2 protein-coding genes and 1 pseudogene are annotated in these 2,652 nt (G+C 55.8%); 2 read left to right on the top strand and 1 reads right to left on the bottom strand.

The genetic code is table 11. From position 1 onward, the window contains the following. Nucleotides 1-212 precede the first annotated feature (212 nt). Nucleotides 213-1,412: a Coenzyme F420 hydrogenase/dehydrogenase, beta subunit C-terminal domain gene (locus IGS51_RS13205; protein ID WP_297078817.1), complete on the top strand. Its 1,200-nt coding sequence runs from the start codon at nt 213-215 to the stop codon at nt 1,410-1,412. A 252-nt stretch (nt 1,413-1,664) separates the two neighbouring features. Here the strand turns inward: IGS51_RS13205 and IGS51_RS13210 are convergent, their stop codons facing one another. Beyond that, nucleotides 1,665-2,159 carry a DUF4079 domain-containing protein gene (locus tag IGS51_RS13210; RefSeq protein WP_172354241.1) on the bottom strand — a complete coding sequence of 165 codons (495 nt, stop codon included), beginning with the start codon at nt 2,157-2,159 and terminating at the stop codon, nt 1,665-1,667. Nucleotides 2,160-2,392: 233 nt separating this feature from the next. Between IGS51_RS13210 and IGS51_RS13215 the strand changes: the two are divergent. Then, nucleotides 2,393-2,652 (top strand): annotated as a pseudogene (locus tag IGS51_RS13215) (two-component sensor histidine kinase); the annotation flags it as partial.

The raw sequence follows: 2,652 nt of genomic DNA on the forward strand, positions 1-2,652 counted from the left end.
TTTTGGGAGAAGGGGCTGGGGGATGAGGGCAAACTTGCATAACTGGGATGCGCCCTCTAGATTCAGTCTAATCCCCACCCTACGGTATTGTGAAAACAGGATCAGTCACGCAGCGCTAGGCCCGATCCCGCTGTAATCTGACTTGTAGCCTGACCGTAATCGGACGCTAATCGGACGCTAATCTGACGCTCAACCCCGACTTCAAACCCCTCATGACCGCCGTTTCGCCCAACGCCCACAAAAAAGCCCGCGCCCTCAAACCCGGCAGCCGTCGCCCCGCCAAGGAACTGTGCAGCGAGTGCGGCCTCTGCGATACGTACTATGTGCATTACGTGAAGGAAGCCTGCGCCTTTATCAACCAGCAGATTGCCGACCTAGAGCAGGAATTTCACGGGCGCAGCCGCGATCTGTCCCAAGAAAACGATGTGTACTTTGGGGTGCATCAAGACATGATGGCAGCCCGCAAGACCCAGCCCATCAAAGGGGCCCAGTGGACGGGCATCGTCAGCAGCATTGCCATTGAAATGCTGAACCGGGGGCTGGTGGAAGGGGTGGTCTGCGTGCAAAACACGGAGGAGGATCGGTTTCAGCCAAAGCCCGTGATCGCTACCACGCCCGAAGAAATCCTGGCGGCGCGGGTCAATAAGCCCACCCTGTCGCCCAACCTGTCGGTGCTGGAGCTGGTAGAGCAGTCGGGCATGAAGCGGCTACTGGTGATTGGCGTGGGTTGCCAAATCCAGGCGCTGCGGGCGGTGCAAGACAAGCTGGGGCTAGAGAAACTCTATGTGCTGGGAACGCCGTGCGTGGACAATGTGACCCGCGCTGGCTTGCAGAAATTTCTCGACACCACCAGCCGATCGCCCGATACGGTGGTCTATTACGAGTTTATGCAGGATTTTCGCGTACATTTCAAACACGAAGACGGTTCTACAGAGACGGTGCCGTTTTTTGGGCTGAAGACGAACGAACTGAAGGACGTGTTTGCGCCCTCCTGCATGACCTGTTTTGACTATGTAAACTCACTGGCGGATTTGGTGGTGGGCTACATGGGCGCACCCTTCGGCTGGCAGTGGATTGTGGTGCGAAATGAGACGGGCGCGGAGATGCTGGAGTTGGTGAAAGACCAGCTTGAGACGCAGCCTGTGATGTCCCAGGGCGATCGCCATCAAGCCGTGCAAAACAGCATCCCCGCTTACGACAAAGGCGTGACGCTGCCGATGTGGGCGGCCAAGCTGATGGGCGTGGTGATCGAAAAAATTGGCCCCAAAGGGCTGGAATATGCCCGCTTCTCCATCGACTCGCACTTCACCCGCAACTATCTCTACGTGAAGCGCAACTATCCCGACAAGCTAAAGCAACACGTCCCCGACTACGCCAAGCGCATCGTGGGGCAATACAAGCTGCCAGAATAGCGGAACGGCTGAGCGTTGCAGGGCTGCATCATTGCACTGCCTGCGGCTCAGCCGTCCAATCAGCCGTCCAAACGGATAGGACTTACGCAGTTGGACGATTTCTCGCGGGCTGCGCCCGCGAGAAATCGTTCAAAACCCAGAAAACCTATCGTAAGTGCGTAGGGACTGACGGATACTGGCGAAGGTTTGTTGCGGGTTGCCCCTAATCCACTAACCCAAATCGATTAGCATCAATTAAATCGACTAAATCGACTAAATCGACAGACCCAGCTTTAGCCCAAAGATGCCGTGGATCAGCAGCAGCGCCAGCGCTACGCTACCCAGGTAGGCGTGAACCGTGCGGAAGCCTTTGCCCTGAGAAAAGCCAAACGCAGCAATCAGCCCGTTGACCGCCAGCATCCCTAGCGCCACCGAACCCGTCCAAAAGTGGGGGCTTTGCAAAATTGGCTGGTTTTGCATCACCAGCGACAGGATGCCACCCGTGTAGCCCATTGCGATGAACAGAAACATCAGTCCGGCAATTTTCTTATGGTCTGTGCGCTTTTTTGCAGCCAGCGCGTCGTCGGTCGCCGTCAGCAAGCGGCCCTGCCAGCCCGTCACCGCCGCAAAACTGCCCATTACCAGCACCACAATGCCCATCATCGCGGGGTGTCCCCAATGCACAATCGGCTCTGGCACATTGAGATTGCGAAAGACATCAGCGATGGGGTCTAGCCATTCGCTCAAGCGAGTTGCAAACTCTGACATGGTGTTCTCCTTGCCCTTGGAATGGTTTCTTAAAAAATTGTTAAGCCTGCGCTTAACCCTATTCTATAGCGGGAGATGGGCTGGACGGAGAAGAAAAGCGCGAGAATCCTGATACGGTACGAATCCTGATGCACCCTATCCTGAGCAAGAAGACTTCCACTGGAACTTTCTTCCATTGCTGCGGTCAAGAAGCCCACTCAGGATTGCAATCTGCTCGTTCTGCTCATTCACCCATGCGACTCAATCGGCTATTTTCCAGTCTGCGGACACGAATTCTGGGTTGGTATATTTTGCTCGTGGCGGCTTCGATGCTGGTGTCGATTGTGGGAATCCGCCAAACGCTGCTGGCTCGCCTGTATGAGCGCATCGAGCAATCGCTGGAGCAAGAAGTGCTAGAGTTGCGCCAGCTCAAAACGGGGCTAAATCCCAGAACCAGCGAGCCGTTTGGGAACGACATTGATGCCCTGTTTCGGGTTTTCCTCAGCCGCAATAT

Source organism: Thermoleptolyngbya sp. M55_K2018_002 (assembly GCF_015295965.1).
Classification (GTDB): domain Bacteria; phylum Cyanobacteriota; class Cyanobacteriia; order Elainellales; family Elainellaceae; genus Thermoleptolyngbya; species Thermoleptolyngbya sichuanensis.